Below are 21,836 nucleotides of genomic sequence, written 5' to 3'. Positions count from 1 at the left end.
GCTTAAAGGGTCTCGGATCCGGTCAGGCGCTTGATGGTGCTGCGCAGAAGAGGGCTTTCGGGTTGTTCCTTGAGGAATTTTTCCCAGACTTGCCGGGCTTCGCGCTGCTTGCCATTGGCCCACAGCACTTCACCCAGGTGGGCAGCGACTTCCTGGTCGGGAAAACGCTCCAGTGCCTGGCGCAGCAAGCGTTCGGCTTCGTCCAGGTTACCCAGGCGATAGTTCACCCAGCCCAGGCTGTCGAGCACCGCCGGGTCTTCAGGATTGAGCTTGTGCGCCTGCTCGATCAGCACTTTGGCCTCGGCATACCGCGTGGTGCGGTCGGACAGGGTGTAGCCCAGGGCGTTGAGGGCCATGGCATTGTCCGGGTCGCGCTTGATGATCAGGCGCAGGTCTTTTTCCATCTGCGCCAGGTCATTGCGTTTTTCTGCCTGCATGGCGCGGGTGTACAGCAGGTTCAAGTCGTCGGGGTATTGCAGCAAGGCTTGTTGCAGCAATTTCCAGGCGCGTTCGCCCTGCTTGTTGGCCGACAGCGTCTCGGCCTGAATCAGGTACAGCTGGATGGCGTAGTCCGGCTCGGCATCGCGCGCCGCCGCCAGACGTTTTTCCGCCTCGTCGGTACGACCGTTGCTCATCAGGATATCGGCCTGGCGCAGCTGAGCCGGCAGGTAGTCATTGCCCGGGCCGACCTGGGCATATTCGAGCAGGGCGGCCTGCGGGTCGTTGCGCTCTTCAGCGATGCGACCCAGGTTCAGGCGCGCCGAATCCACATGGCTCTCACGCTGGATCAGCTCTTCCAGATACCCCTTGGCCTCCTCCCAGGCCTTGGCTTCCAGGCACACCAGTGCCAGGGAGTAGCGCAATTCGTCATCGTCGGGGTATTGCTGGACCAGGTTGGCGAACTGCACTTTGGCGTCCGCCATGCGGTCCTGTTCCACCAGCATGCGTGCGTAAGTCAGGCGCAGGCGCTTGTCTTCCGGGTATCGCTTGATGCTTTTTTCCAGCAGTGGAATCGCTTCCTTGCCGCGATTGAGGTTCTGCAGCAGGCGCGCGCGCAGCAGGATCGGCGCGATTTCGCCGTCTTCCGGCGGGTTCTGTTCCAGCAGCTTGAGGGCGGCTTCGGCTTCATCGTCCTGTTGCAGCAGCAAGGCCTTGCCGAAAATCAGCTGGCTGTTCTTCGGATGCTTTTGCAGCAGGCGGTCAAAGCTTTTCATCAGGCCATTGCGCGTGTCCTGATCGGTGTCGGCGGCCGACAGCGCGAGGAAATCGAAGTGTGTGTCGCCCTTGCCCTGCAGGACTTTTTCCATATAGGCCATGGAATCGTCGTAGCGCCCGGCGCGTGCCAGCTGGACAGCCGCGGCGCGTTGCGCCTCGAGGTCATCCGGCGCGTTTTTCGCCCAGATCAGCGACGTGTCCAGCGCTGCCTGATCGGCGCCGAGGTACTCGGCGATGCGAAACGCCCGCTCGGAAATACCCGGATCCTGGGTATTGATGGCCTGGGTTACGTAATTATCCAGCGCAATATCGAAACGATTGCGCTGCCCGGCCAGTTCAGCGCTCAGCAGGCTGAACACCGTTTCTTCACTGAACGAGGAGTAAACCTTGGGCTTTTCAGGGGCGGGGGCGGTGTCTTCTGCCGGCGGCGTATCGACCGGCGACACGGGTGCCATGGCCTGGCACCCGCTGAGGAAGACAAAAGCTAGGAGCAACGCGGAGGATCTATTCATATAGGAAGAGGACGACTAACCTGCGGTCGGATCATCATGACACAAGCCTTCGGCCAAACATAACCGAGTCTCAGTGGGCGCCTTTATAGGCACAAGCTACTAGGACAATAGACGACGGTGGTTGTTCTGGATCTTTCGAAGTAGGACAATTGCCGGCTTCCCGACCTCATCAGCGATATTGAATGGCCTTCCTCGCACTCGGTATTAACCACAAGACTGCCTCAGTCGACGTGCGCGAGCGCGTGGCGTTTACGCCGGAGCAGTTGGTTGAGGCCTTGCAGCAGCTCTGCCGGCTCACCGACAGCCGCGAAGCTGCAATCCTTTCGACCTGCAATCGCAGCGAGCTTTATATAGAGCAGGAACATCTGTCAGCGGATGTGGTGCTGCGCTGGCTCGCCGATTATCACCATTTGAGCCTCGACGACCTGCGCGCCAGCGCGTATGTGCACGAAGAGGATGCGGCCGTTCGTCACATGATGCGCGTTGCCTCCGGGCTCGACTCGCTGGTGCTGGGCGAACCGCAGATCCTCGGCCAGATGAAGTCCGCCTATGCCGTCGCGCGCGAGGCCGGCACGGTCGGCCCGCTGTTGGGCCGTCTGTTCCAGGCCACGTTCAATTCCGCCAAGCAGGTACGCACCGACACGGCCATCGGCGAAAACCCGGTGTCCGTTGCCTTTGCGGCGGTCAGCCTGGCCAAACAGATTTTCAGCGACTTGCAGCGCAGCCAGGCCCTGCTGATCGGCGCCGGCGAGACCATCACCCTGGTCGCCCGCCATCTGCACGAGCTGGGTGTGCAGCGCATCGTCGTCGCCAACCGCACCCTGGAGCGCGCCAGCAGCCTGGCCGAACAGTTCGGCGCCCACGCGGTGTTGCTGTCGGATATTCCGGCCGAACTGGTACGCAGTGATATTGTGATCAGCTCCACCGCCAGCCAATTGCCGATACTGGGCAAAGGCGCGGTGGAAAGTGCACTGAAGCTGCGCAAGCACAAGCCGATCTTCATGGTGGACATTGCTGTTCCCCGGGATATCGAACCCGAAGTCGGCGAGTTGGACGACGTTTACCTCTACAGCGTCGATGACCTGCACGAAGTGGTCGCCGAAAACCTCAAGAGCCGCCAGGGCGCCGCCCAGGCCGCCGAGGAGATGGTCAGCGTCGGCGCCGAAGATTTCATGGTGCGCCTGCGTGAACTGGCGGCAGTGGACGTGCTCAAGGCCTATCGTCAACAGGGCGAACGCCTGCGTGACGAGGAGTTGATCAAGGCCCAGCGTCTGCTCGCCAATGGCAGCAGCGCCGACGAAGTGCTGATGCAACTGGCCCGTGGCCTGACCAACAAACTGCTCCACGCGCCCAGCGTACAGCTTAAAAAATTGACTGCCGAAGGCCGCCTCGATGCGCTGGCCATGGCCCAGGAACTCTTTGCCCTCGGTGAGGGCGCGTCAGACAGCTCTTCGGATAAAAAACCGCAATGAAAGCCTCACTGCTTAATAAACTGGACGTGCTCCAGGACCGTTTCGAAGAACTGACCGCCTTGCTTGGCGACGGCGAAGTCATTTCCGATCAGACCAAATTCCGCGCCTATTCCAAGGAATACGCCGACGTTGAGCCTGTGGTCGTCACTTACAAAAACTTGCTGAAAGTGCAGGCCGACCTCGAAGGCGCCCAGGCGCTGCTCAAGGACAACGACCCGGACATGCGCGAAATGGCCGTGGAAGAAGTCCGCGAGGCCAAGGAAAAGCTGGCAGAGCTGGAAGGCGACCTGCAACGCATGCTGTTGCCCAGGGACCCCAACGACGGCCGTAACGTGTTCCTCGAAATCCGTGCCGGCACCGGCGGCGACGAAGCGGCCATTTTCTCTGGCGACCTGTTCCGCATGTACTCGCGCTACGCCGAGCGGCGCGGCTGGCGGGTGGAGATCCTGTCGGAAAACGAAGGCGAGCATGGTGGCTATAAAGAAGTCATTGCGCGGGTCGAGGGTGACAACGTCTACGGCAAGCTCAAGTTCGAGTCCGGCGCGCACCGCGTACAGCGGGTGCCGGCGACCGAGTCCCAGGGCCGTATCCACACCTCGGCCTGCACCGTGGCGGTATTGCCCGAGCCGGATGAGCAGGAAACCATCGAGATCAACCCGGCGGATCTGCGCGTCGACACCTACCGCTCTTCGGGCGCCGGTGGTCAGCACGTGAACAAGACCGACTCGGCGATCCGCATCACCCACTTGCCTTCCGGCATTGTGGTGGAATGCCAGGAGGAACGCTCCCAGCACAAGAACCGTGCGCGGGCGATGTCCTGGCTGTCGGCCAAGCTCAACGACCAGCAGACCAGTGCCGCCGCCAACGCCATTGCCAGCGAGCGCAAGCTGCTGGTGGGCTCGGGCGACCGCTCCGAGCGTATCCGCACCTACAATTTTGCCCAGGGCCGCGTCACCGACCACCGCGTCAACCTGACCTTGTATTCCCTCGACGAGATTCTGGCCGGCGGCGTGGATGCGGTGATCGAGCCGTTGCTGGCCGAATACCAGGCCGATCAACTCGCCGCCATTGGTGAATAAATGACCATTATCGCCAGCCTGCTGCGCGCGGCCGACCTGCCGGACTCGCCCACCGCGCGTCTGGATGTGGAGCTGCTGCTGGCGGCTGCGCTGGGCAAGTCGCGCAGCTACCTGCATACCTGGCCGGAAAAAATCGTCAGCAGCGACGCGGCGCTCACGTTTGCCGGTTACCTGCGACGGCGTCGAGCCGGTGAACCGGTGGCCTATATCCTCGGCCAGCAAGGGTTCTGGAAGCTGGACCTGGAGGTGGCGCCGCACACGCTGATCCCGCGCCCGGACACCGAACTGCTGGTGGAGGCGGCCCTGGAATTGCTGCCGGCCACGCCCGCCAGGGTGCTCGACCTGGGCACCGGCAGCGGCGCCATTGCCCTGGCCCTGGCCAGCGAGCGCCCGGCCTGGCAGGTGACCGCCGTTGATCGGGTGTTGGAGGCCGTGGCTCTGGCCGAGCGCAATCGCCAGCGGCTGCACCTTGATAACGCCACGGTGCTGAGCAGTCACTGGTTCAGCGCCCTGGGCGGTCGTACATTTGATCTGATCATCAGCAACCCGCCCTACATTGCCGACAACGACCCGCACCTGGTGGCGGGCGATGTGCGTTTCGAGCCGGCCAGCGCGCTGGTGGCGGGCCGTGATGGCCTGGACGATCTGCGTCTGATCACTCAGCAGGCCGGGGCTTACCTGGATGCCGGTGGCTGGCTGTTGCTCGAGCACGGTTACGACCAGGCGTCGGCCGTGCGCGATCTGCTGCTGAGGCAGGGGTTCGAGGGCGTGCACAGCCGCATCGACCTCGGCGGCCACGAACGCATCAGCCTGGGGCAACGGCCGTGCTGACCGATCAGGAGCTGTTGCGCTACAGCCGACAGATTCTGTTGCAGCACGTGGATATCGAAGGCCAGTTGCGCCTGAAGAACGGCCGCGCATTGATCGTCGGCCTGGGGGGGCTGGGCGCACCGGTTGCGCTTTACCTCGCCGCAGCCGGCGTGGGCGAGCTGCACCTGGCCGACTTCGATACGGTCGACCTGACCAACCTGCAACGCCAGATCATCCACGACACCGACAGCGTCGGGCAGACCAAGGTCGACTCGGCCATGCGTCGCCTGACTGCCATCAATCCTGACGTCAGGCTGGTCACCCACCGCAGCGCGCTGGATGCCGACACCCTGGCCGCCGCCGTGACAGCCGTGGACGTGGTGCTCGATTGCAGCGACAACTTCTCCACCCGCGAAGCGGTCAATGCGGCCTGCGTGGCCACCGCCAGGCCACTGGTCAGTGGCGCAGCGATTCGCCTGGAAGGGCAATTGTCGGTGTTCGACCCGCGCCGCGCCGACAGCCCCTGCTATCACTGTTTATACGGACACGGCAGCGATACCGAACTCACCTGCAGCGAAGCCGGCGTGATCGGCCCGCTGGTGGGGCTGGTTGGCAGCCTGCAAGCGCTGGAGGCGCTGAAACTGCTGGCCGGGTTCGGTGAGCCGCTGGTGGGCCGATTGCTGTTGATCAATGCCTTGACCACGCGTTTTCGCGAGTTGCGCGTCAAGCGCGACCCCGCTTGCAGCGTGTGCGGGACGCCCCATGCTTAAGGATGCGCCGATCGGCGTGTTCGATTCCGGCGTCGGCGGCCTGTCGGTGCTGGACGAAATCCACCAGTTGCTGCCCCACGAATCACTGCTGTATGTGGCTGACTGCGGGCACATTCCCTACGGCGAGAAAACCCCCGCGTTCATTCTCCAACGCTCGCGCCTGGTGGCCGGGTTTTTCCGCAGTCAAGGCGCCAAGGCCTTCGTGATTGCCTGCAACACCGCGACGGTGGCGGCCGTGGCCGACCTGCGCCAGGATTTCCCGGACTGGCCGTTGGTGGGCATGGAGCCCGCCGTCAAACCTGCCGCCGCCGCCACCCGCAGCGGGGTCGTCGGAGTGCTTGCCACCACCGGCACCCTGCAAAGCGCCAAGTTCGCCGCCTTGCTCGACCGGTTCGCCACCGATGTGCGGGTGATCACCCAGCCGTGCCCGGGTCTGGTGGAGTTGATTGAAACCGGCGACTTGACCAGCCCGGCCCTGCGCCAGCTGTTGCAGGGGTACATCGAGCCGCTGCTCAGTGCCGGCTGCGACACCATCATCCTCGGCTGCACCCATTACCCCTTCCTCAAACCGCTGCTGGCGCAGATGCTGCCACCCAGCGTGATCCTCATCGATACTGGCGCCGCCGTGGCCCGTCAGCTCAAGCATCTGCTGGGCCAGCGCGACCTTTTGGCGACGGGCAGTCCCAGCCCAGCCCAGTTCTGGACCAGCGGCGATCTGGATCACCTAAGAAATATCCTACCGACACTATGGAAATATCCGAGCATTGTGCGACTATTTGGCGCGTGAAAAATTCGTGAAATAGCTCGCAATGAACTGGAACTTCCTTCTATTTGCCAGCTTCTATAGCGAGATAGCCTGTACAACACTCTATAACTTCGTTTGGAAAGGATGTTTCTTATGAAGCGCTTGTTCTGTTTGGCCGCGATTGTGGCCGCTGCGGTAGGACACTCTGTTTCGGCCAATGCTGCCGGCCTGGAATTTGGAGTGGGGGGAACGAGCGATTCAACCATGACCTATCGGCTTGGCTTGACCTCCGATTGGGACAAGAGCTGGTGGCAGAGCGACGTGGGTCGGCTGACCGGCTACTGGAGCGGCGCCTACACCTACTGGGACGGCGACAAGACGGCCGGTGCCAGCAGCCTGTCGTTCTCGCCGGTGTTTGTGTATGAGTTTGCCGGGCAGTCGGTCAAGCCTTACATCGAAGCGGGCATCGGCCTGGCCGTGTTCTCGCGCACCCAGCTGGAAGACAACAACATCGGCCAGGCCTTCCAGTTCGAAGACCGCATCGGCTTTGGGCTGCGCTTTGCCGGCGGGCATGAAGTGGGCCTTCGTGCCACGCACTATTCCAATGCCGGCATGAGCAGCAACAACGATGGTGTGGAAAGCTACGCGGTGCACTACACCCTGCCGCTGTAATGCCTGGAGTGTGGGAGGGGGCAAGCCCTTCCCACATTGCGATTGTCGATCAAGACTCAGCGATACGCCGTCGCAATACCCTGGCGCTCTTCAAGGCACTCCGGTGCACCCATCTCGAATTCCCGACAGATCAACGGGCGGCGCTCGTAGATCGTGCACATCATCGTGTCGCGGTCCAGCGCCGCACACCAGCCGTCATCCAGGCGCAGCATCACTTCGCCGCCCCAGTCATCGGTATCGATGTAGCGCTCCGGCACGCCGGTGTCGGTGATCAGCAGCACTTCCAGCTGACAGCAACAGGCCGCGCACGTCGAGCAGGTGACGGCGGGTTCGTTGAGCTGTAGGTGAGGGATGTTGGTCATAGGCGCGCAGTGTAAGGCAAGCGGAGTGCAGGTGTACGAATGCGCTGACGGACGTCAGCGCGCCAGCCGGTGCAACCCGACGAACACAAACGCCCACAGCACCGCCAACCCGGCCATCGTCGGGCCTGTGGCGTAACCGAACTGCACGCCGGCCAATTGGCTTCCCGCGTAGTAGGACGCTGGCCCGCCCACCGCCCCCAGCACTGCCGCCCGCCACCATGGGCGTGCGCTCCAGGCCAGGCAGTGGTGCAGCGTGGTTGCCAGCAATGCCCACAGCAGCATCAGCCAGAACGGAATCAGCGGGCCCGGCTCGTTGAAATGGAATACCCCAAGGGCACGTAAAGCCGTGTCCAGCAGCGTGCCCACCAGCGTGACGCTGATGATCAGCACACCATCCTCGGCCGACGAACTGAGCCACAGCAGGTGAATGGCCAGTACCGCCAGCCCCACCAGCAACCACAGGCTGTCGCCGCCCAGCACGCAGGCGAACCAGCCGCACTGGAACAGCGCCGCGTTGGCCAGCGATTTAAGCATCGAAGCGCCCGAGCAATGGCGGGTTGATCGCCGCCGGCTTGGCCAACAGCAACTGCGCGGTGCCAATGGTGCGTTCCATGAAGCCGCCTTCGCAGTAGCACAGATAAAATTCCCACAGGCGCAGGAAGTATTCGTCGTAGCCCAATTCGGCAAGACGGCCATGGGCACGGCGAAAGTTCTCGTGCCACAGGCGCAGCGTTCGCGCGTAGTGCAGGCCGAAATCCTCCATGTGCAGCAGGTTCATGTCGGTGTCGCGGCTGACGATGTGCAACATGTTCTGCACGCTGGGCAGCGCCCCACCGGGGAAGATGTAGCGCTGGATAAAGTCGACGCTGTTCCTGGCCTGCTCGAAGCGTTGTTCGCGAATGGTGATGGCCTGCAGCAGCATCAGCCCGTCGGGCTTGAGCAGGTGCGCGCATTGCTTGAAGTAGGTCGGCAGGAAGCGGTGGCCTACCGCCTCGATCATCTCGATGGATACCAGCTTGTCGTACTGACCGGTGAGGTCGCGGTAGTCGCTCAGCAGCAGCGTCACCTGGTCCTGCAAACCCAGGGCGGCAATGCGCCGTTCGGTGTAGGCGAACTGCTCCTTGGACAAGGTAGTAGTGGTGACCTTGCAGCCGTAATGCTGCGCCGCGTACAGCGCCATGCTGCCCCAGCCGGTGCCGATTTCCAGCAGGTGGTCGCCGGGCTTGAGCGACAGTTTCTGGCAGATGCGTTCCAGCTTGTTCAGTTGCGCCTGTTCCAGGGTGTCGTCGGCCTTAAGGAATTGTGCCGCCGAGTACATCATGGTCGGGTCGAGGAATTCTTCGAACAGGTCGTTGCCCAGGTCGTAATGCGCCGCGATGTTTTTCTGCGAGCCCTTGCGCGTATTGCGGTTGAGCCAGTGCAGGCCCTGGGTGAACGGCCGTGCCAGACGCGCCAGACCGCCTTCCATCGCATCGAGCACGTCAAGGTTGCTGACCATCACGCGCACCACGGCGGTGAGATCGGGGCTGGTCCAGTAACCGTGGATAAATGCCTCACCCGCACCGATAGAGCCGTTGGCCGCCACCAGGCCCCACACGGCGGCGTCGAGGATATGGATCTCCCCCAACAGATGCGCTTCCCGTGCACCAAATACGTGTCGCTCGCCGTCCTCGATCAGCACCAACTGGCCGTGGCGCAATTGGCTGAGCTGACGCAGCACGCCCTTGCGCAGCAGCGCACTGGTCATGCCGTTGACGTTCAGGCGGCTGGCCTTGACCGATACATTAGGGGATTTCATGGCGGCGATCCTTGGTATACCCAACTGCAGTGCGAGAGGCGCCATCGGCGGCTCGGTGGGGGAAAATCGGTGTGCGTTTGAGCAACAGGCGCACGGCCTGCCAGTAAATGGCCAGGCAGGTCTTGGCGGTCATCCACGGGAAGCGCCGCAGGTAACGGTGCAGGCTGGCACGGGTGAGCGGCTCTTTTTGCAGGCTCAATGTGGCGTCGAACACTTTGAGTTCGCCTTGCCAGTCGGCCATGTGCACGCCCAGCCGGTCGGCGGGCGGGCTGAAGCTCATGCGGTATTCGAGGTCGGGCGGCAAAAATGGCGACACATGGAACGCCTTGGCCACGGCGAAGTGCTGATGTTCGCCTGCGCTGAGGGCCAGGGCCGGCAGCACGTAGTGATAGCGCTCGCGCCACGGGGTGTTGGTGACTTCACACAAAATCGCGGCCAGCTCGCCGTCTGCCTCGTAGCAGTAGAAGAAACTCACCGGGTTGAACGCCAGGCCCCAACTGCGGGCCTGGGTCAGCAGGCAGATCGCGCCCCGGGGCGTGCGCCCCAGCGCCTTGCCCACCTCAAGACGCACCGCATCGGTGAGGCTCATGCCGTGGCGGGTCAAGGTGCGCAGGTAGTCCTGCTGGCGAAAGCCGAACGGCGCCAGGCGATGGCTGCCGGCCAGGGGCGAGAGCGCGAGCACCTCGTCCTGCTCGCTTAAGTCCAGGTACAGCAGGCCGATGCGGTAGCGAAAGGCGTGGGCCCTGGGCGCAAACCGGCGATGGGCGATCCAGCCGCTGTACAGGGCGCTGTTCACAGGGTTTCCCCGAAGGCCTGGGCCACGCGCAGCGCGCTGACCACGCCGTCCTCATGAAAGCCGTTGGCCCAGTAGGCGCCGCAGTAAAAGGTATTGCGCGCGCCGTTCAACTCTTCCCAGCGTGCCTGCGCGGCCACCGCTGCCAGGCTGTATTGCGGATGGGCGTAGGTGAAGCGCGCAAGAATTTTGCGCGGATCGATCATTGGCGTCTGGTTGAGGCTGACGCAAAACGTGGTGGCGCTGTCGATGCCTTGCAGGATGTTCATGTCGTAGGTGACGGCGGCCTGGGTGTCGGCGCTGCCGGTGAGGCGGTAATTCCAGCTGGCCCAGGCCAGTTTGCGCGTGGGCAGCAGGCGGGTGTCGGTGTGCAGCACCACGTCGTTGTCGGCGTAGGGCAAGGCGCCAAGGATGGCTTGCTCGGCCTCGCTCGGGTCGGCCAGCAGTGCCAGGGCCTGGTCGCTGTGGCAGGCGAACACCACGCGGTCGAATGTCTCGCTGCCGGCGGCGCTGTGGATCACCACGCCGTCAGTGCTGCGCTCGACCTTGTGCACAGGGCAGTCGAGACGGATTTTTTCGCGAAAGCTGCGGGTCAACGGTTCGATATAGGCGCTGGAGCCCCCTTCGATCACGCACCACTGCGGGCGATTGTTCACCGACAGCAGGCCGTGATTCTTGAAGAAACGCACAAAGAACTGCAACGGAAAACCGAGCATGTCCGCCAGGGACATCGACCAGATCGCCGCGCCCATCGGCACGATGTAATGCCGGATGAATCGCGGGCCGTAACCGCCTGCTGCGAGGTAGTCGCCCAGGGTCATGTCGGCGCTGATGCGTTGCTGTTCAAGGTCCAGCGGCGCCTGGCGGTTGAAGCGCAAAATGTCGCGCAACATGCCCCAGAACCCCGGCGAGAGGATATTGCGGCGCTGGGCGAACAGGCTGTTGAGGTTGTTGCCGTTGTATTCGAAGCCACTGCGCTGGTCGTTCACCGAAAAACTCATCTCGGTGGGTTTGAATGTCACCCCGATCTGCCCCAGCAACCGGATGAAATGGGGGTAGGTCCAATCGTTGAACACGATAAAACCGGTGTCCACCGCGTAAGGCTGGCCGTCGACCGTCACATTGGCCGTATGGGTATGCCCGCCGATGCAGCTATTGGCTTCAAACACGCTGATGTCGTGGCGACGGCTGAGCAGGTAGGCGCTGGTCAGACCGGCGATGCCGCTGCCGATGATGGCGATCTTCACAGGTCGTCCTTTTGCGGCGGCGGGCTGCGCAGCATGCGCTTGCCGATGATCAGTTGCGCGCGGTTCGGCAGTTTCGACAGTGGCCACAGGGCGGCGATGAACATGGCCGGGAAAGCGATCTCCAGCGGGCGTTTGTCCAGTTTGGCGAAGATGTGCCGTGCGGCTTTATCGGCCGGCCAGCTCAAGGGCATCGGGAAGTCATTGCGTTCGGTCAGCGGTGTATCGACAAAGCCCGGGCTGATCACGGTGACGTCGATATTCTCCGGCGACAGGCTGATACGCAGGGATTCGAACAGGTAACGCAAACCGGCCTTGGATGCGCCATAGGCTTCGGCCCGTGGCATCGGCAGGTAGGTCACGGCGCTGGCCACGCCCACCAGGTGCGGCGTGCACCCGGCGCGCAGCAAGGGCAGGGCAGCTTCGATGCAGTAGCTGCTGGCCAACAGATTGGTGCGCACCACGTGTTCGACGATGGAGGAATCAAACTGACGCACATCCACGTATTCGCAGGTGCCGGCGTTGAGAATCACGGTGTCCAGCGCGCCCCAGGCTGCGCCGATTTGCTCGCCGATTTCGCGCACGGTCTGGCTGTTGGTCAGGTCGCCGGCCACCACCAGCACCTGTCCAGGGTAGCGCCGGGCAAGCGCATCCAGCGGGCCTTGGGAGCGCGAGCTGAGGGCCACGTGGGCGCCGCTGTCGAGCAGCTCCACGGCCAGGGCGGCGCCGATGCCACTGCTGGCGCCGGTCAACCAGTAACGGCGGGGCGAGGTCAGGCTCATGCGATTCTCCTTTTCAGCCAGCTTATGACTCGGCCGAATACCGGCAGGTGTTCATAGAGCATGGCGCCGGCATCGAAATAGTCGCGATGGCGGTACACCTTGTTGTCGCGCCACATCAGGTGCGAGCAGCCTTCCACTCGGATCACCTTGCCGCCGTTGAGGCGCGGGTGGCAAAAACTCATTTTCCAGCGCAGGTAGCCTTCACCTTCGGCCACCTCATCGAACCCCTGATAGTCGAAACGCAACTGGCTGATCTGGCTGTACAGCTCGCTGAAGTAGCGGCGCAGTTCAGGCAGGCCATGCACTTGATGCAGCGGGTCGGCGAAGGCGATGTCCTGGCTGTACAGGCTGTCGAGCAGGTGCAGGTTGTGCTTGTCCAGCGTGGCAAAGGCCTGGGCGAAGCGGCGCAGAAAGTCACTCATGCTCGGCCACCGCTTGACGGGACGGCAGGCTGCGGAAGGCGGCGAGGGCGCGCTCGCGGGATTTTTTCAGGTCGACGATCGAGCGCGGGTAGTCCGCCACGCCGAACAGCCCGCCGGCGGCCTCGGGGTTGTGCACGTCCTTTTTGTTCAGCGCCGCCAGCTGCGGCAACCAGCGCTTGATGAACACGCCCTCACTGTCGAATTTTTCCGACTGGCTCAACGGGCTGAAAATGCGGAAATACGGCGCCGAATCGGTGCCGGTGGAGGAACTCCACTGCCAGCCGCCGTTGTTGGCGGCGAGGTCGCCGTCGATCAGGTGGCGCATGAAAAAGCGTTCGCCCTCGCGCCAGTCGATCAGCAGGTTTTTGGTCAGGAACATCGCCACCACCATGCGCAGGCGGTTGTGCATCCAGCCGGTCTCCAGCAACTGACGCATGGCCGCGTCGATGATCGGCAGGCCGGTGCGCGCTTCCTGCCACGCCGCCAGGTCTTCGGGCGCGTGGCGCCAGGCGACGGCTTCGGTCGCGGGCCGGAACGCGCGGTGGCGCGACACCCGTGGGTAGCCGACCAGAATATGTTTGTAGAACTCGCGCCACAGCAATTCGTTGATCCAGGTGACGGCGCCAACGTTGCCCGTTTCGAACTCGCCGCTGTTGCTCTGCAACGCCGTGTGCAGGCACTGACGCGGCGACACCACGCCAGCGGCGAGGTAGGCGGAGAGCTGGCTGGTGCCCGGTTTGGCCGGGTAGTCGCGCTCGTCCTTGTAATAGCCGATCTGCTGGTCGGCGAAGGTGTCGAGGCGGCGTCGGGCTTCGTCTTCGCCGGCCGGCCAGAGCGCGCGCAGGCTGTCGCTGGGCGTTTCGAAGCCGGGCACGCTGTGCGGAATCGGGTCGCTGGCGAACGGCAGTTTCTGCTGGGCTTTCGGCGTCGCCACCAGGCGCGGCAGGGCGCTGTGCAGGCGGCTGTAGCACACCTTGCGAAACTGGCTGAAGACCTGGAAGTAGGTGCCGGTCTTGGTCAGCACGCTGCCGGGTTGGAAAAACAGTTGGTCGAGGTAGCGGTGGAACGTCACGCCGCAGGCTTCCAGCGCCTGGGCCACGGCCTGATCGCGACGGCTTTCGTGGATGCCGTATTCCTCGTTGATGTGCACCGACTCCACCGACAGTTCCTGGCACAGCGTGCTCAGCACGGCGGGTGCCTGGTCCCAGGTCGGGGCGGTGCGGATCAGTAAGGGGATGTTGAGTGTGCCGAGCGCCTGGCTCAGGCACTGCAGGTTGCGCAGCCAGAAGTCGACCTTGCACGCGGCATCGTCGTGGGCCAGCCATTGCTCGGGCGTGATCAAGTACACGGCGGCCAGCGGGCCACGCTGGCTCGCGGCGGCCAGGGCGGTGTTGTCGTGCAGGCGCAGGTCGGTGCGCAGCCAGATCAAATGCATTTAGACAATTCCACGCTCAATCAGTATCTGATGGGCCGCCAAGGGGTCTTCGGCGACGAACAGGTCAGGGATGTCCCGGATTAGTACGGCCAATTCGACGGGGTGGATGCACACCGTTGGTCCGGCAATCAACATTGGGCAACTGACGCCGCCCAACAGTTTGGTCAACGCCGGCACATTCAGGGCCTTGCTCGAATACAGCAGCACCGCGCGCGGTTGCAGGTGCTCTACCGCCAGGGCCAGTTCGCCGGCAGGCAGCGGCCAGTCGAACACTTCCACCGGGCAGTCGGCGCTGCTGGCCAGCCACGCGCTGAGCCACAGGTGCGGCTCCAGGGGCAGGTCCGAGTGATTGACCAGCAGCAGTGGCGCGCCTTGCAGTTGGCGATTGGTGTGGTAGATGCGTGCACCGAACTTGCTGCGCAGCCAGGACAGAAAAAATACCCGCTCCATCTGCGCGCCGAACTGCCCCTGCCAGCGTTGCTCCAGCGCCTGCAGCAGCGGCAACAGTAATTGCGCGCAGAGCGTGCGCGGCGGGTACAGCGCCATGGCCTGGTTGAAGGCGTCGTCGACCCGGCGCTCGGCCAGTTCGCTGATGGCCGTCAGCAGGTTCTGGTGCAGCGCGTGCCATTCGTTTTCCACGCCGTCCGGCCCGGCCTGTGCCGAGTCGATCAGGTTTTTCACCTGGCTGACCGGCACGCCTCGATTGAGCCAGGTAAGGATGGTGTGGATGCGTTGCACGTGTACGTCGCTGAACAATCGGTGGCCCTTGGGCGTACGCTGCGGCACGATCAGGCCGTAGCGGCGCTCCCAGGCGCGCAGGGTGACCGCGTTGACGCCGGTCTGGCGCGCCACTTCGCGAATCGGCAGCCAGCCGTCCTGGAGGGCTTGGGCGATGTCATCGGGGTCGTCTGGCAGGGCAGCTTTCATGGATTAGATCGCATTTCGCAGGCTGAGGTTTTCCGGGTGCGGTTGCAGGTAGGCCTGCTGCGCGATGTAGCGATCCGGGTGTTGGCGAAAGTGATGCTTGAGCAGGGTCAGCGGCACCACCAGCGGCACAATGCCCTGGCGGTATTGATCGATGACGGTCTGCATTTCCTGCTTGTCGTCGCTGCTGATGGCCTGCTTGAGGTAGCCACTGATGTGCTGCAACACATTGGTGTGGGTGCCGCGGGTGGCGCACTTTTTCAGGCCGGTCATCAGGTCGCTGAAATAACAGTCAGCCAGCTCCGAGAGGTCATCGCCCTTGCTCATGCTGCCCAGCAGATTGCCCAGGCTCTTGTAGTGCACCGGGCTGTGGGCCATCAGCAAATATTTGTAGCGCGCGTGAAAGGACAGCAGGCGGTGACGGGTGAGGCCTTCGGCCAGCAGCTGTTGCCAACTGGCGTAGACGAACACGCGGGTGAGGAAGTTTTCCCGCAGCACCGGGTCGTTCAGCCGGCCGTCTTCTTCCACCGGCAGGTTGGGGTGGCGCGCGCAGAATGCCTGGGCGTAGATGCCGCGCCCGCCGCCGTCGACCGGGGCGCCATTGTCGCGGTACACCTTGACCCGTTCCAGGCCGCACGACGGCGACTTCTGCATGAAGATGTAGCCGCACAGGTCGGTGTGTTCACGGGCCATCTGCTGGCCGTATTCGTCGAGGGGCTGGGTGACGTTGAGCTCGCGGTGCACGGTGCCCACCGCCTGCGGGTTGGCGGCGTCACCGACCAGGCGGATGGTTTCACGGGGGACGCCAAGGCCGATGGCGACTTCAGGGCACAGCGGCACGAAGTCGAAGTAATCGGCCAGCGTCTCGCTGCACAGCTGGGATTGTTTGTGTCCGCCATTGAAGCGCACATTCTCGCCCAGCAAGCAGGCGCTGATGCCAATCCTGGGTTTTGCGGTGCTGGGCATGGGCAAACCTCTGCAAAAAAATCCTGTACAGGCTCAAGAGTCTGTACAACTAATCTCATCATAGGTTTGATGCTGTACAAGTCAAATATTTTGTACAAGTTTGTACGGCGAGGTTACTTCCAACCCATGGTCCAGTGGTCAGCGTCTTGCAGGGTTTGCCACGCCAGGCGCTGGGTGCGCCGGGTCATCACTGCCTGAAGTTCGATTTCCAGAACGGTGTTTTCCTCGTCACGAAACAGCTCGGTGACGAGGAAATGCTTTTCCTTGTTCTTTGGCGCGGTCGCGGTCCATTTCGACAACAGCAGCTTGGCCGGATTGATGCGGTTCATTGCAGATGCTCGATCAGGCGTCGCGCCGCTTCCTGGCCGCTGAGCCATGCGCCTTCGACACGGCCGGACAGGCACCAGTCACCACACACGAACAGGCCCAGGTCGGCGTCGGCCAGCACGCCGAACTCATGGCTGCCGGACGGCCGGGCGTAGAGCCAGCGGTGGGCCAGGCTGAACGACGGCGCCGGCATGGCGCAGTGCAGCAACTCGGCGAAGGCGCCGTGCAGGTGGTCGATCACGGCTTCCCGCGACAGGTCCAGGTGCGCCTTGCTCCAGGCGCTGGTGGCGTGCAGCACCCAGGTGTCGAGGGTGGTGTCGCGCCCGGGCTTGCTGCGGTTGCGCGCGAGCCAGTCCAGCGGGCTGTCTTGCACGAAGCAGCCTTGCATCGGCGTATCCAGCGGTTTGTCGAAGGCCAGGGCGATGGCCCAGGTCGGGTCCATTTTCACACCGGCAGCGGCACTCGCCAGCTTGGGCGCGGCCGCCAGCAACGCAGTGGCCTGGGGCGCGGGCGTGGCAATGATGACGTGGCTGAACGGGCCGTGGTTGCCGCCGTCGGCGTCCAGCAGGTTCCAGTGTTGTTCGCCCTGGAACACGTCGGTGATGCGGCAACCGAAGGTCACCGGCAGGTCGTCGAGCAGTGCGCGAGTGATCGCGCTCATGCGCGGTGTACCGACCCAGCGGATCTGCTCGTCGGGGGAGGGCGTGAGCTGGCCGGACTTGAAGTTGTACAGTTGGGGTTTCCACTGCTCGGCCCAGCCGTGGCTCTGCCAGCGCTGCACTTCGTTGACGAAGCGACGGTCACGGGCGGTGAAGTATTGCGCGCCCATGTCCAGCGCCCCGGCATCGCTGCGCTTGCTGGACATGCGGCCGCCGCTGCCGCGGCTTTTATCGAAAAGGTGTACGACCTGCCCCGCGTCTCGTAACGCTCGGGCAGCGGACAAGCCGGCGATGCCGGTGCCGATGATTGCGATGGGAACACTCATGGGAGGCCTCGTTTTACCGTTGGGTACAGCCTACGCCGACACCAATAGCTGTACAATCTCGTTTTTTGGTATAAGTTTTGGCGTGCCTGATTGTGTGGCGTGACCTATGGTTAACGTCGGTGACTTAACCAACGTTACGTCCGAATTCAACATTGTCCCTATTAGTAAAATAGACCAGTGACGGGCGGCGAACGTTACATGAGGAAGAACCCATGCATATTTTGCTGACCGGCGGTACAGGTTTGATCGGCCGCCAATTGTGTCGCCACTGGCTTGCCCAGGGCCATCGCCTGACCGTTTTGAGCCGCCAGCCGGAAACAGTGGCCAGGCTGTGTGGCGCCCAGGTATTGGGCGTTGGCCGTTTGCAGGACGTGATCGGTGAGGTGGACGCGGTGGTCAACCTCGCCGGCGCGCCGATCGCCGACCGGCCGTGGACGCACAAGCGCAAGGCGCTGCTGTGGAGCAGCCGCATCAGCCTCACCGAAAGCCTGCTGGCGTGGATCGAAGGCCTGGCGCAGAAACCGGCGTTGTTGATTTCCGGTTCGGCGGTGGGCTGGTACGGCGACGGCGGCGAGCGCGAATTGACCGAAGCCAGTGGCCCGGTGCAGGACGATTTCCCCAGCCAGCTGTGCATCGCCTGGGAAGAAACCGCCCAGCGCGCCGAAGCCCTCGGGGTGCGCGTGGTGCTGGTGCGCACTGGCCTGGTGCTGGCGGCCGAGGGCGGCTTTTTGTCGCGCCTGCTGCTGCCGTTCAAACTGGCGCTGGGCGGGCCTATCGGCAATGGTCGGCAGTGGATGCCATGGGTGCACATCAAGGACCAAATCGCCCTGATTGATTTTCTTCTGCACAAGGAAGACGCCAGCGGTCCCTATAATGCCTGCGCGCCGCATCCGGTGCGTAACCGCGAGTTCGCCAGGACACTGGGCCAAGTGCTGCATCGCCCGGCCTTCATGCCAATGCCGGCATTTGCGTTGAAGGTGGGGTTGGGCGAGTTGTCGGGGTTGCTGCTGGGCGGGCAGAAGGCCGTGCCCGAACGGCTGCTGGCCGCCGGTTTCACTTTTCAGTTCACGCAGTTGCATGCGGCTCTGGACGATTTGTCCAGCCGCCTTTAAGCCATAGGAAGTTGCATGACGGATCACGCGTTGTTACTGGTCAACCTGGGTTCTCCCGCGTCCACTTCGGTGGCCGATGTGCGCAGCTACCTCAACCAGTTTTTGATGGACCCTTATGTGATCGACCTGCCGTGGCCGGTGCGGCGCCTGTTGGTGTCGCTGATCCTGATCAAGCGCCCCGAGCAGTCGGCGCATGCCTACGCCTCCATCTGGTGGGAAGAGGGCTCGCCCCTGGTGGTGCTCAGCCGTCGCCTGCAAGAGCAGATGACCCGGCAATGGACCCAGGGCCCGGTCGAACTGGCGATGCGTTACGGTGAGCCGTCTCTTGAAACCACGCTGACGCGCCTGGCCGCGCAGGGCATTCAAAAGGTAACGCTGGCGCCGTTGTACCCGCAGTTTGCCGACAGCACGGTCACCACGGTGATTGAAGAGGCCTGGCGGGTGATACGTGAGAAGAAGCTGAAGGTGCAACTCTCGATCCTGCAGCCGTTCTACGATCAGCCGGAGTACCTCGACGCCCTGGCGCAGAGCGCGCGGGCGTATGTGGAGCAGGATTACGATCACTTGTTGCTCAGTTTTCACGGGCTGCCCGAGCGCCATTTGACCAAACTCGACCCCACTGGCCAGCATTGCTTCAAGGACGCCGATTGCTGCAGGCATGCTTCGCCTGCGGTGCTCGCCACCTGTTATCGCGCGCAATGCTTCAGCGTTGCGCGTCATTTTGCCGAGCGGCTGGGGTTGCCGGACGGCAAGTGGTCGGTGGCGTTTCAGTCGCGCCTGGGCCGCGCCAAGTGGATCGAGCCCTATACCGAGGCGCGCCTTGAGGCGCTGGCCCAGCAGGGGGTGAAAAAGCTGCTGGTGATGTGCCCGGCATTTGTGGCCGACTGCATCGAAACGCTGGAAGAGATCGGCGATCGCGGGCGCGAGCAGTTTTGCGCATCGGGGGGCGAGGAATTGGTGCTGGTGCCGTGTCTGAACGATGACCCGCAATGGGCGGCGGCGCTCAACACGCTCTGCGAGCGTGCGCCTGTGTCACTGTAATCGAAACGGGTACAGCGCCAAATGTGGGAGGGGGCTTGCCCCCTCTTATCAAATACAAAATAACTTATTGATTTTAAAACCTGAAGTTTCAGGCAGCCACAGAGGCCCCAGTTTGCTGCGCGACAGCGCTAAGTCGAAGACTTGGCGGGGCCTCCCACATTTTTGGTCTGTGTTTACAGGTTGAGGGTCAGGCTGACCGTGAGGTTGCGCGGCTCGCCCGGATTCACCCAGTAAGTGCTGTAGGACCGTTCGTAATACTTTTCATCGAACAGGTTGTTCAGGTTCAAACCCACGGTCACGTTTTTGGTGGCCTTGTAGTGGGCCAGCAAATCCACGGTGTGATAGGCGGGCAATTCAAAGCGGGTGCCCGCCTCGCCGGAGCGATCGCCCACGTAGGTAAACGCCGCGCCCAGGTCTGATCCGCGCAGCGCGCCATCCTGGAATTCATACACCCCGAGCAGACTGCCGCTGTGCCTGGCCACGCCGAGAATGCGGCTGCCGGCGGGAATGCTGGCTTCGCCCTTGGTCACTTCGGCATCAATGTAGGCGTACGCGCCGATCACCCGCACGGCGTCGGTCAATTGCCCGCTCAATTGCAGGTCAATGCCCTGGCTGCGGGCCTTGCCCATGGCACGGTTGGTATTGGTGGCCGGGTTCAGGGCGAGCACGTTTTCCTTCTCGATATGGAATGCGGCGACGGTGGCGCTGAGGCGGTCTTCGAACAGCTCGGTCTTGACCCCCACTTCGTAACCCACGCCTTCTTCCGGCTTGAACGTGTTGCCGCCGGCATCGAGCCCGCTGTTGGGCTTGAACGAGGTGGATGCGTTGGCGAACACCCCGACTTGCGGCGTGAGCTGATACAGCAGGCCGGCGCGCTGGGTGAGGGCGTCGTGGGTCTGCTTGCTGGTGACGTTGCGGGTGAAATCTTCGGTGCTCTGCTCGAAATGCTCAACGCGCGCGCCCACCATGCCGCGCAGGCGGTCGGTGAAGATGATCTGGTCTTGCAGGTTCAGCGCGTGGCTTTTGGTCTGTTCAAAAAAGTCGGTACCGGAGCGCAGGCCGTTGGGCTTGGGCTGGCCGTAGACCGGGTTGTAGAGGTCGATGGCGTAATTGCTGCCGCCGATGGCGGTCACGCGTTCCTTCTTGCGGTAGTCCTCGTATTCGGTGCCGATCAGCAGCTCATGCTGCCAGCTGCCAATGTCGAACAGGCCGCGCAGTTCCAGCTGGGTGATGCTGTCGTGCCAACCCATGGAGCGTTCGCGGTAACGACGGTTGAGGGTGTGGCCGTCGGGATTCAACGCACGGTTTTCCGACGCATCGCCCCATAGGCTGCCCTGTTTGTAGTGGCTGGCCAGGCGCAGTTTCCAGGCATCGTTGAGGTGGTGTTCGAGGGTGGCCTGGAGACGGTTGTTGTGGTTGTCGATGTCACCGTCATTGGGCTCGCCGAGGAAGGTGGAACGCGAAACACCGGGGGAGGCGACGATGCCACGGTCGAAGGTGGAGCTGTGGCGCACGAATTCACTTTCCACCAGCAGGCTGGTGTCCGGGTCCAGCTGCCAACTGAACGAGGGCGCGACGAACACGCGCTTGCTCTCGACGTGATCGCGGAAGCTGTGGTTGTCCTCCACGGCCAGGTTGACCCGTGACAGCACCTTGCCTTCGGCGTCGAGCGGGGTGTTGACGTCCAGCGCGGTGCGATAGCGATCCCAGCTGCCGGCGCTGGTTTGCAGGGTGGTGAAGGCGTCGGGCTGTGGCTTTTTGGTGACGATGTTCACCGTGCCGCCGGGGTCGCCGCGTCCATAGAGGCTGGCGGCGGGGCCCTTGAGCACTTCGATGCGTTCGATATTGGCCGCATCCGGTGTGCTCGGGTAGCCGCGGTTGGCGCTGAAACCGTCCTGGTAGAACTCCGAGGTGGTGAAACCGCGCACGCTGTATTCGTAGAGGGTCAGGCCGCCGAAGTTGTTCTGCTTGGACACGCCGCCGGCAAATTCCAGCGCGCGTTCCACGCTGGTGCTGCCCAGGTCCTTGAGCACGGTGGCGGGGATTACGCTGATCGATTGCGGGATATCGCGCAGGGCCGTGTCGGTTTTTGTCGCGCTGGCGGAGCGGCTGGCGCGGTAGCCGGTGACCGGGCTGGTGGCGGATTCATAGGTGTCACCGGTGATGCTGATGGTGTCCAGTTCCACGGTGTTTTCTTCGGCGTAGGCGGGATCGAGCAGCAAACCCAGGGCCAGGCCAGCCAGGGGGGCAAACTTTCGAGACGACATGAGAGAACGTTCCAAGGGTTGTATTGAAACAATATAACATGCCAATCGAGCGGGCTCTGCGACGAAACATAAAGTTACAGGCGCTCGCGAACGAGCACCCTGG

Annotated in this window: 22 protein-coding genes; 8 read left to right on the top strand and 14 right to left on the bottom strand. The window is 63.1% G+C overall.

Annotation, left to right across the window (positions count from 1 at the left end; genetic code table 11):
• Nucleotides 1-2 precede the first annotated feature (2 nt).
• Nucleotides 3-1,727 carry a tetratricopeptide repeat protein gene (locus tag TU79_RS05145; RefSeq protein ID WP_057007006.1) on the bottom strand — a complete coding sequence of 575 codons (1,725 nt, stop codon included), beginning with the start codon at nucleotides 1,725-1,727 and terminating at the stop codon, nucleotides 3-5.
• A 182-nt stretch (nucleotides 1,728-1,909) separates the two neighbouring features.
• Here TU79_RS05145 and hemA point away from each other — a divergent pair, with 182 nt between their 5' ends.
• The 6 genes from hemA to TU79_RS05115 all read left to right on the top strand — a co-directional run bounded on the left by hemA (nucleotide 1,910) and on the right by TU79_RS05115 (nucleotide 7,275).
• Nucleotides 1,910-3,199, top strand: a complete 1,290-nt coding sequence (gene hemA, locus TU79_RS05140; protein WP_057007005.1) for a glutamyl-tRNA reductase — start codon at nucleotides 1,910-1,912, stop codon at nucleotides 3,197-3,199.
• Nucleotides 3,196-4,278, top strand: a complete 1,083-nt coding sequence (gene prfA / locus TU79_RS05135) for a peptide chain release factor 1 (protein WP_057007004.1) — start codon at nucleotides 3,196-3,198, stop codon at nucleotides 4,276-4,278. Before hemA ends, prfA begins: the two co-directional genes overlap by 4 nt.
• On the top strand, nucleotides 4,279-5,109 hold the full coding sequence (gene prmC / locus TU79_RS05130; RefSeq protein WP_057007003.1) for a peptide chain release factor N(5)-glutamine methyltransferase: 831 nt from the start codon (nucleotides 4,279-4,281) through the stop codon (nucleotides 5,107-5,109). It begins immediately after the preceding gene.
• Nucleotides 5,103-5,858: a molybdopterin-synthase adenylyltransferase MoeB gene (locus TU79_RS05125; protein ID WP_057007002.1), complete on the top strand. Its 756-nt coding sequence runs from the start codon at nucleotides 5,103-5,105 to the stop codon at nucleotides 5,856-5,858. Before prmC ends, TU79_RS05125 begins: the two co-directional genes overlap by 7 nt.
• Entirely contained in the window at nucleotides 5,851-6,645 is a 795-nt protein-coding gene (gene murI / locus TU79_RS05120; protein WP_057007001.1) for a glutamate racemase, read from the top strand. Before TU79_RS05125 ends, murI begins: the two co-directional genes overlap by 8 nt.
• 111 nt (nucleotides 6,646-6,756) lie before the next feature.
• Entirely contained in the window at nucleotides 6,757-7,275 is a 519-nt protein-coding gene (locus TU79_RS05115) for an acyloxyacyl hydrolase (RefSeq protein WP_057007000.1), read from the top strand.
• Between the two features lie 56 nt (nucleotides 7,276-7,331).
• Here the strand turns inward: TU79_RS05115 and TU79_RS05110 are convergent, their stop codons facing one another.
• The 12 genes from TU79_RS05110 to TU79_RS05055 all read right to left on the bottom strand — a co-directional run bounded on the left by TU79_RS05110 (nucleotide 7,332) and on the right by TU79_RS05055 (nucleotide 17,313).
• Entirely contained in the window at nucleotides 7,332-7,637 is a 306-nt protein-coding gene (locus TU79_RS05110; protein WP_057006999.1) for a YkgJ family cysteine cluster protein, read from the bottom strand.
• 54 nt (nucleotides 7,638-7,691) lie between these two features.
• A complete protein-coding gene (locus TU79_RS05105) occupies nucleotides 7,692-8,171 on the bottom strand; it encodes a DUF2878 domain-containing protein (RefSeq protein WP_057006998.1) in 480 nt (159 codons plus the stop codon).
• On the bottom strand, nucleotides 8,164-9,435 hold the full coding sequence (locus tag TU79_RS05100; protein ID WP_057006997.1) for an SAM-dependent methyltransferase: 1,272 nt from the start codon (nucleotides 9,433-9,435) through the stop codon (nucleotides 8,164-8,166). The genes TU79_RS05105 and TU79_RS05100 overlap by 8 nt, the downstream gene beginning before the upstream one ends.
• Nucleotides 9,422-10,231, bottom strand: a complete 810-nt coding sequence (locus TU79_RS05095; protein ID WP_057006996.1) for a DUF1365 domain-containing protein — start codon at nucleotides 10,229-10,231, stop codon at nucleotides 9,422-9,424. Before TU79_RS05095 ends, TU79_RS05100 begins: the two co-directional genes overlap by 14 nt.
• The gene (locus TU79_RS05090; protein ID WP_057006995.1) at nucleotides 10,228-11,475 is read right to left on the bottom strand and encodes an NAD(P)/FAD-dependent oxidoreductase; all 1,248 of its coding nucleotides are present in this window, start codon (nucleotides 11,473-11,475) and stop codon (nucleotides 10,228-10,230) included. The genes TU79_RS05095 and TU79_RS05090 overlap by 4 nt, the downstream gene beginning before the upstream one ends.
• Nucleotides 11,472-12,254 (bottom strand): SDR family NAD(P)-dependent oxidoreductase, encoded by a 783-nt coding sequence (locus tag TU79_RS05085; RefSeq protein ID WP_057006994.1) that lies wholly within the window; start codon nucleotides 12,252-12,254, stop codon nucleotides 11,472-11,474. Before TU79_RS05085 ends, TU79_RS05090 begins: the two co-directional genes overlap by 4 nt.
• Nucleotides 12,251-12,676, bottom strand: a complete 426-nt coding sequence (locus tag TU79_RS05080) for a nuclear transport factor 2 family protein (protein WP_057006993.1) — start codon at nucleotides 12,674-12,676, stop codon at nucleotides 12,251-12,253. Before TU79_RS05080 ends, TU79_RS05085 begins: the two co-directional genes overlap by 4 nt.
• A complete protein-coding gene (gene phrB, locus TU79_RS05075; protein WP_057006992.1) occupies nucleotides 12,669-14,111 on the bottom strand; it encodes a deoxyribodipyrimidine photo-lyase in 1,443 nt (480 codons plus the stop codon). The genes TU79_RS05080 and phrB overlap by 8 nt, the downstream gene beginning before the upstream one ends.
• The gene (locus TU79_RS05070; protein WP_057006991.1) at nucleotides 14,112-15,038 is read right to left on the bottom strand and encodes a MerR family transcriptional regulator; all 927 of its coding nucleotides are present in this window, start codon (nucleotides 15,036-15,038) and stop codon (nucleotides 14,112-14,114) included. It lies immediately after the preceding gene.
• 3 nt (nucleotides 15,039-15,041) lie between these two features.
• Nucleotides 15,042-16,001 carry a YbgA family protein gene (locus TU79_RS05065; protein WP_057006990.1) on the bottom strand — a complete coding sequence of 320 codons (960 nt, stop codon included), beginning with the start codon at nucleotides 15,999-16,001 and terminating at the stop codon, nucleotides 15,042-15,044.
• A 113-nt stretch (nucleotides 16,002-16,114) separates the two neighbouring features.
• Nucleotides 16,115-16,330: a TIGR02450 family Trp-rich protein gene (locus tag TU79_RS05060; protein WP_057006989.1), complete on the bottom strand. Its 216-nt coding sequence runs from the start codon at nucleotides 16,328-16,330 to the stop codon at nucleotides 16,115-16,117.
• Nucleotides 16,327-17,313, bottom strand: coding sequence for an NAD(P)/FAD-dependent oxidoreductase (locus tag TU79_RS05055; RefSeq protein ID WP_057006988.1), 987 nt, complete (start codon nucleotides 17,311-17,313; stop codon nucleotides 16,327-16,329). Before TU79_RS05055 ends, TU79_RS05060 begins: the two co-directional genes overlap by 4 nt.
• Nucleotides 17,314-17,525: 212 nt before the next feature.
• On the opposite strand from TU79_RS05055, the gene TU79_RS05050 reads away from it, so the two are divergent.
• Both TU79_RS05050 and hemH read left to right on the top strand, forming a co-directional pair.
• Nucleotides 17,526-18,425: a TIGR01777 family oxidoreductase gene (locus tag TU79_RS05050; RefSeq protein WP_057006987.1), complete on the top strand. Its 900-nt coding sequence runs from the start codon at nucleotides 17,526-17,528 to the stop codon at nucleotides 18,423-18,425.
• A gap of 15 nt (nucleotides 18,426-18,440) precedes the next feature.
• Nucleotides 18,441-19,466, top strand: coding sequence for a ferrochelatase (gene hemH / locus TU79_RS05045; RefSeq protein ID WP_057006986.1), 1,026 nt, complete (start codon nucleotides 18,441-18,443; stop codon nucleotides 19,464-19,466).
• A 173-nt stretch (nucleotides 19,467-19,639) separates the two neighbouring features.
• Here the strand turns inward: hemH and TU79_RS05040 are convergent, their stop codons facing one another.
• A complete protein-coding gene (locus TU79_RS05040) occupies nucleotides 19,640-21,733 on the bottom strand; it encodes a TonB-dependent siderophore receptor (RefSeq protein ID WP_057006985.1) in 2,094 nt (697 codons plus the stop codon).
• Nucleotides 21,734-21,836: the final 103 nt, after the last annotated feature.

This window comes from Pseudomonas trivialis, assembly GCF_001439805.1.
Lineage (GTDB): Bacteria > Pseudomonadota > Gammaproteobacteria > Pseudomonadales > Pseudomonadaceae > Aquipseudomonas > Aquipseudomonas trivialis.
Note: the sequence above shows the minus strand (reverse complement) of the source record. Positions and strands in the feature narration are given on the sequence as shown.

Bases quoted from the DNA above. Each gene is read 5' to 3' on its own strand.
- TU79_RS05145 (WP_057007006.1), bottom strand. From the start codon at position 1,727: ATGAATAGATCCTCCGCGTTGCTCCTAGCTTTTGTCTTCCTCAGCGGG.
- hemA (WP_057007005.1), top strand. From the start codon at position 1,910: ATGGCCTTCCTCGCACTCGGTATTAACCACAAGACTGCCTCAGTCGAC.
- prfA (WP_057007004.1), top strand. From the start codon at position 3,196: ATGAAAGCCTCACTGCTTAATAAACTGGACGTGCTCCAGGACCGTTTC.
- prmC (WP_057007003.1), top strand. From the start codon at position 4,279: ATGACCATTATCGCCAGCCTGCTGCGCGCGGCCGACCTGCCGGACTCG.
- murI (WP_057007001.1), top strand. From the start codon at position 5,851: ATGCTTAAGGATGCGCCGATCGGCGTGTTCGATTCCGGCGTCGGCGGC.
- TU79_RS05115 (WP_057007000.1), top strand. From the start codon at position 6,757: ATGAAGCGCTTGTTCTGTTTGGCCGCGATTGTGGCCGCTGCGGTAGGA.
- TU79_RS05110 (WP_057006999.1), bottom strand. From the start codon at position 7,637: ATGACCAACATCCCTCACCTACAGCTCAACGAACCCGCCGTCACCTGC.
- TU79_RS05105 (WP_057006998.1), bottom strand. From the start codon at position 8,171: ATGCTTAAATCGCTGGCCAACGCGGCGCTGTTCCAGTGCGGCTGGTTC.
- TU79_RS05100 (WP_057006997.1), bottom strand. From the start codon at position 9,435: ATGAAATCCCCTAATGTATCGGTCAAGGCCAGCCGCCTGAACGTCAAC.
- TU79_RS05085 (WP_057006994.1), bottom strand. From the start codon at position 12,254: ATGAGCCTGACCTCGCCCCGCCGTTACTGGTTGACCGGCGCCAGCAGT.
- TU79_RS05080 (WP_057006993.1), bottom strand. From the start codon at position 12,676: ATGAGTGACTTTCTGCGCCGCTTCGCCCAGGCCTTTGCCACGCTGGAC.
- phrB (WP_057006992.1), bottom strand. From the start codon at position 14,111: ATGCATTTGATCTGGCTGCGCACCGACCTGCGCCTGCACGACAACACC.
- TU79_RS05070 (WP_057006991.1), bottom strand. From the start codon at position 15,038: ATGAAAGCTGCCCTGCCAGACGACCCCGATGACATCGCCCAAGCCCTC.
- TU79_RS05065 (WP_057006990.1), bottom strand. From the start codon at position 16,001: ATGCCCAGCACCGCAAAACCCAGGATTGGCATCAGCGCCTGCTTGCTG.
- TU79_RS05060 (WP_057006989.1), bottom strand. From the start codon at position 16,330: ATGAACCGCATCAATCCGGCCAAGCTGCTGTTGTCGAAATGGACCGCG.
- TU79_RS05055 (WP_057006988.1), bottom strand. From the start codon at position 17,313: ATGAGTGTTCCCATCGCAATCATCGGCACCGGCATCGCCGGCTTGTCC.
- TU79_RS05050 (WP_057006987.1), top strand. From the start codon at position 17,526: ATGCATATTTTGCTGACCGGCGGTACAGGTTTGATCGGCCGCCAATTG.
- hemH (WP_057006986.1), top strand. From the start codon at position 18,441: ATGACGGATCACGCGTTGTTACTGGTCAACCTGGGTTCTCCCGCGTCC.
- TU79_RS05040 (WP_057006985.1), bottom strand. From the start codon at position 21,733: ATGTCGTCTCGAAAGTTTGCCCCCCTGGCTGGCCTGGCCCTGGGTTTG.